We start from the raw sequence: 15,399 nt of genomic DNA, 5'->3' as shown, positions 1-15,399 counted from the left end.
CGATAATTTAGCAGAATGTTAACAAACTCAAATACACAAAACCACCAGGACCAGTAACAACTCAACCGCTCCAACTTCCATAAAGAAAAGTATCTACAGTTTAAAGTCTAGTTTGGCATCCTTTATTTTCTCATAAACAGCCTGGCTTGGCGGTTTAGGAATTTTCGCGGTTTTTGCCGCCATTAACGCCGCCTGACAAAGCGCCGGATCGCCGCCCTCAGACGTAATGCTTTTTAATGAGCCATCCGGCGCCAGGCTAATATGCAAGACACATTGTTTGCCCTGATACAGGCTCGCATCATACAGACGGCTCTGAATCGCGACCTGAATCTGTTTCGCGTAGGCGCTGATATCAGCGCCTGTCGCCCCACCGTTAGCGCCCGATGTACCGCTATCTTTCGATGGCTGGCCATTCCCTTTCGCGCCGCCGCCGGTTTTCGGCGCATTCTTACCCGAGCTGAGATCGCCAAGCAGATCGTCGACGCCTTCTGCGGCGGCCGCTTTTTCGGCAGCCGCTTTCTTCTTAGCGTCCGCCGCTGCTTTCGCCGCCGCGGCATCCGCTTTCTTCTTCGCCTCCGCCGCCGCTTTCGCCGCCTCGGCATCCGCTTTCTTCTTCGCCTCCGCCGCTGCTTTCGCCGCTTCGGCTTCCGCTTTCTTCTTCGCCTCCGCCGCTGCTTTCGCCGCTTCGGCCTCTGCTTTCTTCTTCGCGTCCGCCGCTGCTTTCGCCGCTTCGGCTTCCGCTTTCTTCTTCGCGTCCGCTGCCGCTTTTACCGCCTCGGCCTCTGCTTTCTTCTTCGCGTCCGCCGCCGCTTTCGCCGCCTCGGCCTCCGCTTTCTTCTTCGCGTCCGCCGCCGCTTTCGCCGCTTCTTCGGCCTGTTGCTGCTGCTGTTGCGCCAGTTTTGCCGCTTCTTCAGCCTGCTTTTGCTGCTCCTGAGCCGCTAAACGTTCTTTCTCAAGTTGTTTCAACCGCTCCTGTTCAGCAGCCTGCTTCTGCTGCAGCTCCTCTGCTTGCTGCTGTTGCAGCTTTTTACGCTCTTCTTCCGCGCGTCTGGCGCTGGCCTGTTGATCCTGCTGACGGTTGTACTGCTGCACAACGGCGCCAGGATCGACCATCACCGCGTCGATAGCGGAACCACCGCCGCCGCCGGCAGAAGCCTCTATATGCTCATCAAACGAACTCCAGATCAGCACTGCAAATAAGATGATATGCAGCACGGCTGAAATAATTATCGCCCGTTTGAGCTTGTCGTTTTGTTCGGTTGCCTTTGACACTCTCGGTTCCCAAAAAACTGTTCGCCTGTTACTCGCCGTCTTTCAAGCCAACGGGACGCAGACTTCAGATTGGCTGCGTCATTAAGCCAACCGATTTTACGCCCGCGCTGTGTAACAAGTTCAGCGCTTTAATTATTTCATCGTACGGCACCTCTTTCGCGCCGCCGATTAAAAAGACTGTTTTCGGATTAGCCTGCAGATGACGCTTTACTTCTGCGATCACCTGTTCAGACGGCAGTTGATCCATTCGATCTTTATCAACCACTACGCTGTATTGCCCTACTCCGGAAACCTCAATAATGACCGGTGGATCGTCGTTACTACTGACCGCCTGCGACTGATTCGCCTCCGGCAAGTCGACTTCCACGCTCTGGGTAATGATCGGCGCGGTTGCCATAAAGATCAGCAGCAGCACCAACAGTACGTCGAGCAGCGGTACAATATTGATTTCGGACTTAAGTTCGCGACGACCTCGTCCACGCGTTCTGGCCATGGCTTACCCCTTGTTGCTTTCGCTTACGGTAAACGCCTGGCGGTGCAGAATCGCGGTGAACTCTTCCATAAAGTTGTCGTAATTCAGTTCCAGCTTGTTCACGCGCTGATTCAGTCGGTTGTAAGCCATAACCGCAGGGATGGCGGCAAACAGACCAATCGCCGTGGCAATCAATGCTTCGGCAATACCCGGCGCAACCATTTGCAGAGTCGCCTGTTTTACCGCGCCCAGGGCGATAAACGCATGCATAATCCCCCATACGGTGCCAAACAGACCGATATAAGGACTGATAGAGCCTACCGTGCCAAGAAACGGGATATGCGTTTCCAGCGTTTCCAGCTCTCGGTTCATGGAGATGCGCATCGCACGCGACGCCCCCTCTACCACTGCCTCCGGCGCATGGCTGTTGGCGCGATGGAGCCGGACAAACTCTTTGAACCCGCTATAAAAAATTTGTTCCGAGCCCGACAGACTATCGCGTCTCCCCTGGCTTTCCTGGTACAGACGCGATAGTTCGATTCCGGACCAGAACTTATCTTCAAACGCTTCCGCCTCACGCGCAGCGGCGTTCAGGATACGCGTTCGCTGGATAATGATGGCCCAGGATGCTATTGAAAAACCAATCAAAATCAACATGATAAGTTTAACCAGAAGGCTTGCCTTCAGGAACAAATCAAGGATATTCATGTCAGTCACTGCTTAAACTCCGCGACAATAGACTTAGGAAGCGCACGAGGCTTCATTTTGAGTGGATCAACGCAAACAATCAGAACCTCTGCTTCATTTAGCAGCGTGTTCTCTGCGTTGACAATGCGTTGCGTGAAAACCAAAGCGGTGCCACGCATTGACGTAATTTCTGTTTGAACTTCAAGCATATCGTCGAGCCGCGCAGGCGCATAGTATTCCAGCGTCATCTTGCGCACCACAAAGGCGACCCGCTCCGCCAGCAGCACCTGTTGGCTGAAGTGATGGTGACGCAGCATCTCCGTGCGCGCTCTTTCATAAAAAGCGACATAGCTGGCGTGATAAACCACACCGCCGGCGTCCGTGTCTTCGTAATAAACTCGAATTGGCCATCGAAACATATACTTATTCATCCCTGCAGCCTCTTTGTTGGCGTCATCCGCTTGCCGCCGTAATGCCTCAAGAATGCCGTTGTATATCGCCTTGTATTCACTTTACATCCCGGTAATGCAACAAAAGTAGAGCTTTTAAACGTTGCTACTATACGCGTGGGAATGAGGCTTGGGAATGGGGGGAAGTTAAGGGAGAGTAAAAATATATGGGCTTATGCAAGCCCCTATATTTTTAAGGAGGTTTCTTATTCACAAGAAGAAGAAAATCAGGCCGACGATAAGGACGATATCCGCAAGGAGCGGACAAAAAATTCCTTGCCAGTGTACGGATTCAGGGCGAAAACCCACGCCGTGGATTATGCCTGCGCAAACCGCCCACATCAGCAATAATCCGTGCCAGATTTCAAGCGTGCTGGTCCTGGCGGCAAACCGTGACGGGTCCCAGAACATACATCCTGCCAGCACTATCGCCATCACGAAGGAAAGCGCCCTTAAGGGGCGCTTGTCCATTACCGCATAAATATACTTCATCCTCTAAGCTGCCTCTTTGTTGGCTGCGGCTGCACACCCCAGTCACTTACTGATGTAAGCTCCTGGGGATTCGCAGCCTTGCCGCCGCGATGCAACTTAAATGATTTTGTATATTGCATAGCGACAATATGGGTCATTAGCTTTCTTCTTGACCGGTTTTACCCGCTTCAACGTGCTCAAGCGCCAGGGCGGTAATGATCCCGAATGCACAGGCAAGAAGCGTTCCCAGAATCCATGCGAAATACCACATTTTAAGCTCCTTACTTAGTACAGAGAGTGGGTGTTGCTTTCAATATGTTCTTTAGTGATACGACCGAACATTTTCCAGTAACACCAGCTGGTGTAGATCAGAATGATCGGTACGAACACCGCCGCAACCCAGGTCATCAGGTTCAGCGTCATCTGGCTGGATGTCGCATCCCACATGGTCAGGCTGGCATTCATCATCGTGCTGGACGGCATCACAAATGGGAACATAGCGATACCCGCCGTCAGAATAATGCAGGCCAAGGTCAGCGAAGAGAACAGGAATGCCCACGCGCCTTTCTCCATACGGGAAGTCAGGATAGTCAGCAGCGGCAGAACCACGCCCAGAGCCGGAACCAACCACAGGATCGGAGCATTATTAAAGTTCACCAGCCAGGCGCCAGCTTCACGCGCCACTTCTTTAGTCAGCGGGTTAGAGGCGGCATGATGGTCAATCGCGGATGTCACGACATAACCATCAATACCATACATTACCCAAACGCCCGCCAGCGCAAAGCACACTAATGTCACCAGCGCCGCAATCTGCGAGGTGGCGCGCGCGCGCAGGTGCAGTTCGCCAACGGTGCGCATTTGCAGGTAAGTCGCCCCCTGCGTGATGATCATCCCAACGCTTACGATACCCGCCAGCAGACCAAACGGGTTCAGCAACTGGAAGAAGTTACCGGTGTAGTACAGACGCAGATACTCATCCACGTGGAACGGTACGCCCTGCAACAGGTTGCCAAAGGCCACGCCAATCACCAGCGGCGGCACAAAGCTACCGATGAACACGCCCCAGTCCCACATGTTGCGCCAGCGCGGGTCTTCAATCTTGGAACGGTAATCAAAACCGACCGGACGGAAGAACAAAGACGCCAGCACCAGGATCATCGCTACATAGAAACCGGAGAACGCCGCGGCGTAAACCATCGGCCAGGCAGCAAACAACGCACCGCCCGCGGTGATCAACCACACCTGGTTACCGTCCCAGTGCGGGGCGATAGAGTTAATCATAATTCGACGTTCGGTGTCGTTACGACCGAGGAAACGGGTGAGCATCCCCACCCCCATGTCGAATCCATCGGTGACAGCGAAACCAATTAGCAAAATGCCAACCAGCAGCCACCAGATAAAACGTAGTACTTCATAATCGATCATTTGACGACTCCTGTCTTAGCGTGCCGGCTGAGAAGTCACGGTGGACTGCTCAAAGTGATAGCGACCGGTTTTCAGGCTGCTTGGGCCAAGGCGTGCAAATTTGAACATCAGGAACAATTCTGCCACCAGGAACAGGGTATACAGGCCGCAAATCAGGAACATGGAGAACAGCAGATCGCCCACGGTCAGCGATGAGTTCGCCACGGCTGTCGGCAACACTTCGCCGATCGCCCACGGCTGACGACCATACTCGGCGACGAACCAACCTGCTTCAACCGCAATCCACGGCAGTGGAATACCGTACAGCGCCGCGCGCAGCAGCCATTTTTTCTCACCGATGCGGTTACGAATCACGCTCCAGAAGGAAAGTGCGATGATCGCCAGCAGCAGGAAGCCGCACGCCACCATGATACGGAAAGCGAAGTACAGCGGCGCAACGCGAGGAATGGAATCTTTCGTCGCTTGCTGGATCTGCGCTTCGGTCGCGTCAGTCACATTAGGCGTATAGCGTTTCAGCAGCAGGCCGTAACCGAGATCTTTCTTCATGCTGTTAAACTGGTCGCGAACGGCCTGGTCGGTAGAACCGGCGCGCAGCTGCTCCAGCAGTTCATAGGCTTTCATCCCGTTACGGATACGCTCTTCATGCTGAACCATGAGATCTTTCAGACCAATAACCGGCGTGTCCACGGAACGCGTAGCGATAATGCCGAGCGCATAAGGGATCTGAATCGCCAGATGGTTTTCCTGTTTGTCCTGGTCAGGAATACCGAACAGGGTAAAGGAGGCCGGAGCAGGTTGCGTTTCCCATTCTGCTTCAATCGCAGCGAGCTTGGTTTTCTGCACATCGCCCATTTCGTAACCGGATTCGTCACCGAGTACGATAACGGACAGTACGGCAGCCATACCGAAGCTGGCAGCAATAGCAAAGGAGCGTTTAGCAAAGGCGAAGTCACGACCTTTCAGCATGTAGTAAGCGCTGATACCGAGGATGAACATCGCGCCGGTGACATAGCCGGACGCCACAGTGTGAACAAATTTCACCTGTGCTACCGGGTTCAGCACCAGTTCAGAGAAGCTCACCATTTCCATACGCATGGTTTCGAAATTGAAATCCGCAGCGATTGGGTTTTGCATCCAGCCGTTCGCTACCAGAATCCACAACGCGGAGAGGTTGGACCCCAGAGCCACCAGCCAGGTGACGCACATATGCTGAACTTTACTCAGACGATCCCAGCCGAAGAAGAACAGACCTACAAAGGTGGATTCGAGGAAGAAGGCCATCAAACCTTCGATGGCCAGCGGCGCACCGAAGATATCCCCAACATAGTGGGAGTAGTACGACCAGTTTGTCCCGAACTGGAACTCCATGGTCAAACCGGTAGCCACACCCAGAGCAAAGTTGATACCAAACAACTTGCCCCAGAACTTGGTCATATCTTTATAAATCTGTTTGCCGGAAAGGACGTATACCGTTTCCATAATGGCCAGCAGGAACGCCATACCGAGCGTTAGCGGCACAAACAGGAAGTGGTACATCGCGGTCAAGGCAAACTGTAAGCGCGACAGTTCGACTATATCTAACATCATGACTCCTTGCTCATCGCATGAAGACTCCGAGAGTGAACCCCGTTAGAAAGGGTCACACGCATGCCCCAATACAAATTTATTTGCGGCCTTCCATCGTACTATCCCCTCGGGAAGGAAACAGTAATGATGAAAGGTTACAAACATGTTAATAAAAAACCCAAATTGATCCCGCAAATATATTACGCCGTAAAACCCTTACAATAAACAGGTTTTTAGTGGGTCAGATTTGCTTTTTTCGACAGCGATCAATTTATGGCTAATCTATCGCTTTTCAGGGAATTTGATCACGGACAATTTAACCAGTTTTGATGCTCTTTTCCAACATTTAAATATTGATTAAAATCAATTTTTGAAGTTAATGTTAATAATGTTTATTCATTGAATGCATGGTGAATTTTTTGTTAACTTTTTGTTTTTGCAAAGAGTAACTTCAAACCCCCTGTAAAAAGAGGCTTATTCGATAAGGCTAAACATTTTGTGCGTTTTTTACTGCCCCGCATCCCGTAAAAAACATTCCACATTGATGTTCAATTATTGCTAAATAGCTCACAGATTTTTTCTGCAGATTATCAACACTTATTATTTTATACATTTAGTCTATTTTTATTTTACTTATAATTAACACCGCAAAGAAACTATCTCATTGCACACGCGCCATCATCCCACCGGGATTACCCTGTCCCAACTTCCCTTTCCCGACGACTAACGGCCAGGATCATCTTGCCAGGTTATCGTCTTAATTATCGCTAATAAGCTTTCCAGATAGCCAGAAACAAACATTTTATTCGCTAATTTTTCTTTATTTCAATAACACCGTATTTGCCTCTCTATAATTATTATAGTGAAGATTCTGTTATCACCTTCACAGATTTACCCTCAATTTCTACGTCACTCATAGTGATAATTCTGTTTATTCGCAGCCATAAATACCCTTTAAACATGATTAATCACGAACGAATAGTGTCAATAAGTTCTTAATAATTTTTAAAGTTAACCTCTTTTAACCAGCAAAAGTTCATATGATTTATTAAACGATATCTTTAATACTTCAGGGAAATAATGCTGGTACTCTTATGATTAAAATAGCTGTTTTATTCTGCCATTAAACAAGCAGTCTGTGTAAGCGCGATACATCTGAGGAGACGTGTAGTTCGCGCTCAGGCAAACATGCGCGGCCACAGAGTCAAGCGTCAATTTACTATAGAGGTTAGCGTCAACATAGTGTAATGCTGCAATGCGTTTTTTTCATGGAGAAAAGCGCATAATCCGTCTCCAGTGAGGTCGGCAGGTCTTTCACTAAGACAGCATCTATATTTGCTGAAAAAGAGTTAACCGGCAAACTGAGTAAATTTACTGCCGCTGCCAGACGGTTATTATCAATTATTTTTAGACTCCACCATGTTTTTTTACTGAGGCATCATTTTCCTATAGCTCAATATTTACAAAGCCAATAATTTTATATCCCGGATGCTTCACCCGTACTTTGCCACAAACAATAAAGCCATAAAAAAGGCCACCGTAAAGGTGGCCAACCATGTCGAAAACGGACATTTATCTGTTCCCGCAGGAACAGCGAGTTTTATTTTATAATTGCTTTCAGCGCTTCGCCGATATCGGCCAGGCTGCGAACGGTTTTCACGCCCGCGGCTTCCAGCGCGGCGAATTTTTCATCCGCAGTGCCTTTACCACCGGCAATGATGGCGCCAGCGTGGCCCATACGCTTGCCTTTCGGCGCGGTAACGCCCGCGATATAGCCAACAACCGGCTTGGTCACGTGATCTTTAATGTAAGCCGCCGCTTCTTCTTCTGCGCTACCGCCGATCTCACCGATCATCACGATCGCTTCAGTCTGCGGATCTTCCTGGAACAGTTTCAGGATGTCGATGAAGTTAGAGCCCGGAATCGGGTCGCCGCCGATACCCACGCAGGTGGACTGGCCGAAACCGTAGTCGGTGGTCTGCTTAACCGCTTCGTAGGTCAGCGTGCCGGAACGGGAAACGATACCCACTTTACCCGGCTTATGAATGTGACCCGGCATGATGCCGATTTTGCATTCGCCCGGGGTGATCACACCTGGGCAGTTCGGGCCGATCATGCGTACGCCTGCTTCGTCCAGCTTCACTTTCACGGTCAGCATATCCAGCGTCGGAATACCTTCGGTGATGGTGATAATCAGTTTGATGCCTGCGTCGATCGCTTCCAGAATGGAGTCTTTGCAGAACGGCGCCGGGACGTAGATAACGGATGCAGTCGCACCGGTAGCTTCTACCGCTTCGCGCACGGTGTTGAACACCGGCAGACCCAGATGCGTAGTGCCGCCTTTGCCCGGCGTTACGCCGCCGACCATTTGCGTACCGTAAGCAATCGCCTGTTCGGAGTGGAAAGTCCCCTGGCTACCGGTGAAGCCCTGGCAGATAACCTTGGTATCTTTATTAATTAAAACGGACATTATTTCCCCTCCACTGCGGCAACAACCTGCTGAGCTGCATCCGTCAGACTTTTCGCTGCAATAATATTCAGGCCACTGTCAGCCAGTTTCTTCGCGCCGAGTTCGGCGTTGTTGCCTTCCAGACGCACCACCACCGGAACATTCACGCCCACTTCTTCCACCGCGCCGATGATACCGTCGGCAATCAGGTCACAACGGACGATACCGCCGAAGATGTTAACCAGAACCGCTTTCACGTTGTCATCCGAGAGGATAATTTTAAACGCTTCAGTGACGCGCTCTTTGGTTGCGCCGCCGCCTACGTCAAGGAAGTTAGCCGGTTCGCCGCCATGCAGCTTAACGATGTCCATGGTGCCCATCGCCAGGCCCGCGCCGTTCACCATGCAACCGATGTTGCCGTCCAGCGCGACGTAGTTCAGTTCCCACTGTGCCGCCTGCGCTTCACGCGGGTCTTCCTGAGACTGGTCGCGCATTTCGCGCAGATCCGGCTGGCGGAACAGCGCGTTGCCGTCAGCGCCCAGCTTGCCGTCGAGGCAAATCAGATCGCCCTGCTTAGTGATCACCAGCGGATTAATTTCGATTAGCGCCAGGTCGCGCTCAAGGAAAATGGTTGCCAGGCCCATAAAGATTTTGGTGAACTGCTGCACCAGTTTACCTTCCAGACCCAATTTGAACGCCAGTTCCCGTCCCTGATACGGCATCGGGCCGGTCAGCGGATCGAGCGCGACTTTATGGATCAGATGCGGGGTTTCCTCCGCGACTTTTTCGATCTCTACGCCGCCTTCGGTAGACGCCATAAAGACCACGCGACGAGAACTACGGTCAACCACCGCGCCGAGGTACAGTTCTTTGCCGATGTCGGTCGCCGCTTCAACCAGAATCTGGTTTACCGGTTGGCCATTAGCGTCTGTTTGATAGGTCACCAGACGTTTGCCCAGCCAGTTTTCCGCAAAGGCGCGAATCTCTTCTTTGCTTTTTACTACCTTCACACCGCCCGCTTTGCCGCGGCCGCCAGCGTGAACCTGACATTTCACTACCCACGGGCCGGCACCGATTTTAGACGCGGCTTCTTCGGCTTCACGCGGAGTAGTACAGGCATAACCCACCGGCGCCGGTAAGCCATAGCGGGCAAAAAGTTGTTTTGCCTGATATTCATGTAAGTTCATGTGTTCTGTCCATCCTTCAGGTAATCGTTATCTTTAGACCTGTAGGCCTGAAAGCTGCGCGCCATCAGGCATTACACCATCGCCGGATGGCGGCGTGAACGCCTTATCCGGCCTACAGGTAGCAGGTGATGCTCTTGCTGACTACACGTCCAACAGCAGACGGGTCGGATCTTCCAGCAACTCTTTGATGGTAACCAGGAAGCCCACGGATTCGCGACCATCGATCAGGCGATGATCGTAAGAGAGCGCCAGGTACATCATCGGCAGGATTTCCACCTTGCCATCCACCGCCATCGGCCTGTCTTTAATAGCATGCATTCCCAGAATCGCGCTCTGCGGCGGGTTGATGATCGGGGTAGACATCAGCGAACCGAATACGCCGCCGTTGGTAATGGTAAAGTTACCACCGGTCAGGTCTTCTACGGTCAGCTTGCCGTCGCGGCCTTTGACAGCCAGTTCTTTAATTTTTTTCTCGATGTCAGCCATGCCCAGCGTATCCACGTCACGCAGGACCGGCGTGACCAGGCCGCGCGGCGTAGACACCGCCATGCTCACATCAAAGTAGTTGTGATACACCACGTCATCGCCGTCGATAGAGGCGTTTACTTCCGGATAACGCTTCAGCGCTTCCACTACCGCTTTCACGTAGAAGGACATAAAGCCCAGGCGGATACCATGACGTTTTTCAAACACTTCGCCATACTGCTTACGCAAATCCATAATCGGCTTCATGTTGACTTCATTGAAGGTCGTCAGCATGGCGGTGGAATTTTTCGCTTCCAGCAGACGCTCGGCCACGCGCTTACGCAGGCGGGTCATTGGCACGCGTTTTTCGCCGCGCGCGCCCAGAGCGGGTTGTGCTGCAGGTTCAACAGCGGGTGCTTTAGACTCGCCTTTCGCCAGATGTTTTTCCACATCTTCACGGGTCAGACGCCCACCCACACCAGTGCCTTTAATGGCGCTGGCTTCCAGATTGTGTTCAGCCAGCAGGCGACGGATCGCCGGGCTGAGCGCATCGTTGTTTTGTTCTTCCAGCGACGCCTGCTGGCGCTGTGCCGGCGTAGACGCTTTCTCTTCAGATTTCGCGCTGGTCTCTTTACCCGCGCTGTTGCCTTCACGCAGGCGACCCAGGATCTGGCGAGAGGTGACAGTCGTCCCCTCTTCTTCCAGAACCGCATCCAGAATGCCGTCCGCTGATGCCGGTACTTCCAGTACCACTTTGTCAGTTTCGATTTCTACCAGCACTTCGTCACGAACAACCGCATCGCCCGGTTTTTTATGCCAGGTGGCGACGGTCGCGTCCGCTACGGACTCAGGCAGGTCGGGAACAAGAATATCTACGCTACTCATTATTTATCCTTTATTTAATCGACGTTCAGCGCGTCATTAACCAGATCTTGTTGCTGTTTCTGGTGAACGGACATATACCCTACCGCCGGAGAGGCGGAGGCCGGGCGACCTGCATAACGCAGAGCGGCCCCAAACGGAATCACTTCACGGAAATGATGCTGGCTGCAGTACCATGCGCCCTGGTTGAGCGGCTCTTCCTGGCACCAGACAAAATCATGGACGTGAGCGTATGGTTGCAGCGCTTCCTGCACCGCTTTATGCGGGAACGGATAGAGCTGTTCGATGCGCACGATAGCGACATCTTTCTGGTCGTTTTTGCGACGTTGTTCCAGCAGGTCGTAATAAACCTTACCAGAACACATTACCACGCGTTTTACGGCTTTAGGGTCCAGCTCGTCAATTTCGCCAATGGCCGGCTGGAAGGAACCGTTCGCCAGTTCATCAAGCGTGGAAACCGCCAGCGGGTGACGCAGCAGCGATTTCGGCGACATCACCACCAGCGGACGACGCATCCCGCGCAGCGCCTGACGGCGCAGCATATGGTAGACCTGCGCCGGGGTGGACGGCACGCAAACCTGCATATTCTGCTCGGCGCAAAGTTGCAGATAACGTTCCAGACGCGCGGAGGAGTGCTCCGGGCCCTGCCCTTCATAGCCGTGCGGCAACAGCATCACCAGACCGCACATCCGGCCCCATTTCTGCTCGCCGGAGGAGATGAACTGGTCAATCACCACCTGCGCGCCGTTGGCAAAATCGCCAAACTGCGCTTCCCAGATAGTCAGGGTACGTGGTTCCGCCGTGGCATAACCGTATTCAAAAGCCAGCACCGCTTCTTCAGACAGCACGGAGTCCCAGACTTTAAACTGTCCCTGACCGCTGTGAATATGCTGCAACGGCGTATACGTTGAGCCGTTCGTCTGGTTGTGGATCACCGCATGACGATGGAAGAAGGTGCCGCGACCAGAGTCTTCCCCGGACAGGCGCACCGGAATGCCTTCATCGACCAGCGTGGCGTAAGCCAGATTTTCCGCGCCGCCCCAGTCAAACAATTTCTCGCCTGCCGCCATTGCCTGACGGTCGCCATAAATTTTCGCCACGCGAGACTGCATTTCAATGGCTTCCGGCACGGTGCTGATACGTTTTGCCAGTTCCTGCAGGCGCTTCATTTCTACCTTGTTCGGGTATGCTTCATCCCATTCGTGGTTTAGATACGGCGACCAGGTGAACGAGTGCATATTCATCGGACGCCACTCTTTCACCACGCATTCGCCTGCATCCAGCGCATCGCGATAGAGGTTGACCATTTCAGTGGCATCTTCCAGCGTTGCGACCTTATCAGCTTCCAGTTTGTCGGCGTAGATTTTACGCGGCGTCGGATGCTTTTTGATTTTCTGGTACATCAGCGGCTGGGTTGCGCTTGGCTCGTCGGCTTCGTTGTGGCCGTGACGGCGGTAGCACACCAGATCGATAAAGACATCGCGTTTAAAGGTATTACGGAAGTCCAGCGCCAGACGGGTCACAAAAGCGACGGCTTCCGGATCGTCCGCGTTGACGTGGAAAATCGGTGCCTGGACCATTTTACCGATATCGGTGCAGTAAGGCGTTGAACGCGCATCCAGTGGGTTAGAGGTGGTGAAGCCCACCTGGTTGTTGATAACAATACGTACCGTACCGCCCACTTCGTAACCGCGCGCTTTCGACATGTTCAGGGTTTCCTGAACCACGCCCTGGCCGGTCACCGCGGCGTCGCCGTGAATAGTGATCGGCAACACTTTGTTGCTGCTCGGTTCGTCCAGTCTGTCCAGACGGGCGCGCACGGAGCCCATCACCACCGGGCTCACAATTTCCAGATGCGATGGGTTAAACGCCAGCGCCAGGTGAACCAGACCGCCTTCGGTTTCGATATCTGACGAGAAGCCCATGTGATACTTCACGTCGCCGGTACCCAGATGTTCTTTATGCTTACCGGCAAATTCGTCGAACAGATCCTGCGGTTTTTTACCCAGTACGTTGATCAGCACGTTCAGGCGACCACGGTGCGCCATCCCCAGCACCACTTCGCGAGTGCCGCTGTTACCCGCATGGCGAACCATCTCTTTCAGCATGGGTATCAGCGCATCTCCCCCCTCAAGCGAGAAACGTTTCGCACCCGGGAATTTGGCGCCCAGATAACGTTCCAGCCCTTCAGCGGCGGTCAGTTCGTTCAGGAAGCGTTTTTTCTCGTCAGCGCTAAAGGCCGCACGACCGGATTCGATGCGCTGTTGGATCCAGCGTTTCTCTTCGGTGCTGGTGATGTGCATATACTCAGCGCCAATCGGGCCGCAGTAGGTCTGTTTGAGCGCGTCGAGCAGCTCGCCCAGCTTCATCGTCTCTTTGCCGCTGGCAAAGGAGCCGACATTGAAGGTTTCCTGGAAATCGGCCTCGGTCAAATCATGGAAAGAAGGATCCAGATCCGCCACGCGTTCTTGCTTCCACAGTCCCAGCGGATCGAGGTTTGCATGTTGATGGCCACGGAAACGATAAGCGTTGATAAGCTGCAGGACTTTAACCTGCTTCACATTGGTGTCAGGGTCGGAAATCGTAGAAGAGTGACGTGAGCCAGCCAACGCCTGCCGCCGGAAATATTCACGTGTTTTTGAATGGAGTTGATCCGGTTTGACTCCGGTACCAGGTAACTGCTGGAACGTCAAACGCCAGTTAGCGTCTACCGAGTCAGGATCGGTTAAGAAGTCTTCATAGAGCTGTTCTATCCAGCTCTGATTCGAACCAGAGAGGTAAGAAGAGTCCAACCAGGCTTTCAAAGCGCTGTTCTGCATCGTGATCCCTTAAGCATCTTTTCTGCTTATTTAATACTCTAAATAGGTCACGTTTCAGGAAGGCGGCAAGCTTGCGAATCCCTGGGAGCTTACATCCAGTAAGTGACCGGGGTGAGCAAGTGCAGCCAACGCACATGCAACGTGAACTATGACGAGTATTTCGCCGTGGATACTAACCACGCATACGCTGTATGCGTGCCGGGGTTCACTTGTTGCGGACTGTCGTGTCATCTGCGTCCGCTAAGGAACCTTTAAAAACTGTCTAATAATCTTCGCTGTTCAGGCTACGACTGCGTTGCGACCTTCGCTTACTCCGGTCACATAGTTAACTATGCTCCCGAAGATTCGTTCAGACCGCGCCTTGTCTCGCTCTGAACATCTCGATTATTACTAATCATATGGCAGTTTTTAGAGGTTTCCTGCACTTCTATTGCCTGATGGCGCTGCGCTTATCAGGCCTACGGGGTTGCGCCTGTAGGCCGGATAAGACGGTACGTCGCCATCCGGCAACCACTACAACTACTTATGCGCTACGCTGCAACAGCATCGACTTAATATGGCCGATAGCGCGCGTCGGGTTCAGTCCCTTAGGACATACACTGACGCAGTTCATAATGCTGTGACAGCGGAATACGCTGAATGCATCGCTCATCCCTTCCAGACGACTATCGGTCTCGGTATCACGACTATCGATCAGGAATCGATACGCCGCGAGCAGCCCCGCCGGACCGATAAACTTATCCGGGTTCCACCAGAATGACGGGCAGGATGTTGAGCAACAGGCGCAAAGAATACATTCATACAGCCCATCGAGTTTTTCACGCTGCTCCGGCATCTGCAGATGCTCACGAGCCGGTGGATTTTGCCCATTATTCAATAAGTAAGGCTTAATCTTCTCATATTGTGCGTAGAATTGCCCCATGTCTACCACCAAATCGCGGATCACCGGCAAACCGGGCAGCGGGCGAATCACAATCTTCTTACCCGGCTGAGTCAGCGCCGAAATAGGGGTAATACAGGCCAGACCATTCTTACCGTTCATATTCAAACCATCAGAACCGCACACACCTTCGCGGCAGGAACGGCGGAAAGAAAGGCTGGGATCTTTTTCTTTAAGCTGGATTAACGCATCCAGCAGCATCATGTCGCGCCCTTCTTCGCCTTCCAGGGTGTAATCCTGCATACGCGGAGCGTTATCGACATCCGGGTTATAACGATAAATCGAAAATTCGAGTTTCATCATCCTGTCTCCGCA

General features: G+C 52.6%; 13 protein-coding genes. All 13 read right to left on the bottom strand.

Annotation, left to right across the window (positions count from 1 at the left end; translation table 11 throughout):
- Positions 1–93 precede the first annotated feature (93 nt).
- Complete coding sequence (gene tolA, locus ACLJQJ_RS02365) at positions 94–1,272, bottom strand: cell envelope integrity protein TolA (RefSeq protein ID WP_000030589.1); 1,179 nt, start codon at positions 1,270–1,272, stop codon at positions 94–96.
- A 64-nt stretch (positions 1,273–1,336) separates the two neighbouring features.
- The gene (gene tolR / locus ACLJQJ_RS02360; protein ID WP_000124676.1) at positions 1,337–1,765 is read right to left on the bottom strand and encodes a colicin uptake protein TolR; all 429 of its coding nucleotides are present in this window, start codon (positions 1,763–1,765) and stop codon (positions 1,337–1,339) included.
- A gap of 3 nt (positions 1,766–1,768) precedes the next feature.
- The gene (gene tolQ / locus ACLJQJ_RS02355; RefSeq protein WP_000131318.1) at positions 1,769–2,461 is read right to left on the bottom strand and encodes a Tol-Pal system protein TolQ; all 693 of its coding nucleotides are present in this window, start codon (positions 2,459–2,461) and stop codon (positions 1,769–1,771) included.
- Positions 2,458–2,862 (bottom strand): tol-pal system-associated acyl-CoA thioesterase, encoded by a 405-nt coding sequence (gene ybgC, locus ACLJQJ_RS02350; RefSeq protein ID WP_001046240.1) that lies wholly within the window; start codon positions 2,860–2,862, stop codon positions 2,458–2,460. Before ybgC ends, tolQ begins: the two co-directional genes overlap by 4 nt.
- A 228-nt stretch (positions 2,863–3,090) precedes the next feature.
- Positions 3,091–3,372 (bottom strand): cyd operon protein YbgE, encoded by a 282-nt coding sequence (gene ybgE, locus ACLJQJ_RS02345; protein WP_000875305.1) that lies wholly within the window; start codon positions 3,370–3,372, stop codon positions 3,091–3,093.
- 136 nt (positions 3,373–3,508) lie between these two features.
- Positions 3,509–3,622, bottom strand: a complete 114-nt coding sequence (cydX, locus tag ACLJQJ_RS02340) for a cytochrome bd-I oxidase subunit CydX (RefSeq protein WP_000270278.1) — start codon at positions 3,620–3,622, stop codon at positions 3,509–3,511.
- 14 nt (positions 3,623–3,636) lie between these two features.
- Positions 3,637–4,776, bottom strand: a complete 1,140-nt coding sequence (gene cydB / locus ACLJQJ_RS02335; protein ID WP_000568258.1) for a cytochrome d ubiquinol oxidase subunit II — start codon at positions 4,774–4,776, stop codon at positions 3,637–3,639.
- A gap of 15 nt (positions 4,777–4,791) precedes the next feature.
- Positions 4,792–6,360, bottom strand: coding sequence for a cytochrome ubiquinol oxidase subunit I (cydA, locus tag ACLJQJ_RS02330; protein WP_000884369.1), 1,569 nt, complete (start codon positions 6,358–6,360; stop codon positions 4,792–4,794).
- Between the two features lie 1,582 nt (positions 6,361–7,942).
- Positions 7,943–8,812 carry a succinate--CoA ligase subunit alpha gene (gene sucD, locus ACLJQJ_RS02325; RefSeq protein ID WP_000114631.1) on the bottom strand — a complete coding sequence of 290 codons (870 nt, stop codon included), beginning with the start codon at positions 8,810–8,812 and terminating at the stop codon, positions 7,943–7,945.
- Entirely contained in the window at positions 8,812–9,978 is a 1,167-nt protein-coding gene (sucC, locus tag ACLJQJ_RS02320; protein WP_001048590.1) for an ADP-forming succinate--CoA ligase subunit beta, read from the bottom strand. Before sucC ends, sucD begins: the two co-directional genes overlap by 1 nt.
- Positions 9,979–10,119: 141 nt before the next feature.
- Positions 10,120–11,328 carry a 2-oxoglutarate dehydrogenase complex dihydrolipoyllysine-residue succinyltransferase gene (odhB, locus tag ACLJQJ_RS02315; protein ID WP_000099858.1) on the bottom strand — a complete coding sequence of 403 codons (1,209 nt, stop codon included), beginning with the start codon at positions 11,326–11,328 and terminating at the stop codon, positions 10,120–10,122.
- A gap of 14 nt (positions 11,329–11,342) precedes the next feature.
- Positions 11,343–14,144: a 2-oxoglutarate dehydrogenase E1 component gene (sucA, locus tag ACLJQJ_RS02310; protein WP_001181500.1), complete on the bottom strand. Its 2,802-nt coding sequence runs from the start codon at positions 14,142–14,144 to the stop codon at positions 11,343–11,345.
- A gap of 523 nt (positions 14,145–14,667) precedes the next feature.
- A complete protein-coding gene (gene sdhB / locus ACLJQJ_RS02305; protein ID WP_001537859.1) occupies positions 14,668–15,384 on the bottom strand; it encodes a succinate dehydrogenase iron-sulfur subunit SdhB in 717 nt (238 codons plus the stop codon).
- Positions 15,385–15,399 lie beyond the last annotated feature (15 nt).

The organism is Salmonella sp. SAL04202, from assembly GCF_046550775.1.
GTDB lineage: Bacteria > Pseudomonadota > Gammaproteobacteria > Enterobacterales > Enterobacteriaceae > Salmonella > Salmonella enterica.
Note: the sequence above shows the minus strand (reverse complement) of the source record. Positions and strands in the feature narration are given on the sequence as shown.